At 69.0% G+C, this 468-nt stretch carries 1 pseudogene; it reads left to right on the top strand.

The annotated features are described in order from the left end of the window. A pseudogene (locus I6F37_RS39010) lies at positions 1-468 on the top strand (hypothetical protein); the annotation flags it as partial.

The following is a 468-nucleotide window of genomic DNA, read 5'->3' as shown; positions in this document are numbered from 1 at the left end:
CAATCCGGTGGACCTGAATCCCAACTGGCACACCGGGCTGACCGCGACCGTCGAACCGGAGACGCTCGTGGTCGGAGACCAGTACGCCGTCCAGATCACTGTCCAGCTGGACGAACTGGCCATCCTCGGAACCGGGGGCACCCTCGATTTCGACAACGTCAGGCTGACGACGACCGAATTCGGTCTGAGCGGTCCGACCGGATCGACCGGCAGCACCGGCAGCACCGGGTCGACCGGCAGCACTGGAGGAACCGGGACGACCGGTTCAACCGGATCGACCGGGACCACGGGTTCGACCGGTGGGACCGGAGTCACCGGAAGCACCGGAAGCACCGGCGGCACCGGACCCTCGGGTCCGACCAGCGGCTCAACGGGAGCGACCGGCAATACCGGGGACACCGGCCCGTCCGGTCCGGAAGGCCCGACCGGTCCCAAGGGCGACACCGGACCTCCCGGAAGCGTTCCGGC

Source organism: Bradyrhizobium sp. NBAIM08, assembly GCF_020193935.1.
GTDB classification, from domain to species: domain Bacteria; phylum Pseudomonadota; class Alphaproteobacteria; order Rhizobiales; family Xanthobacteraceae; genus Bradyrhizobium; species Bradyrhizobium yuanmingense.
This window is presented reverse-complemented; position numbering and strand designations above follow the sequence as displayed.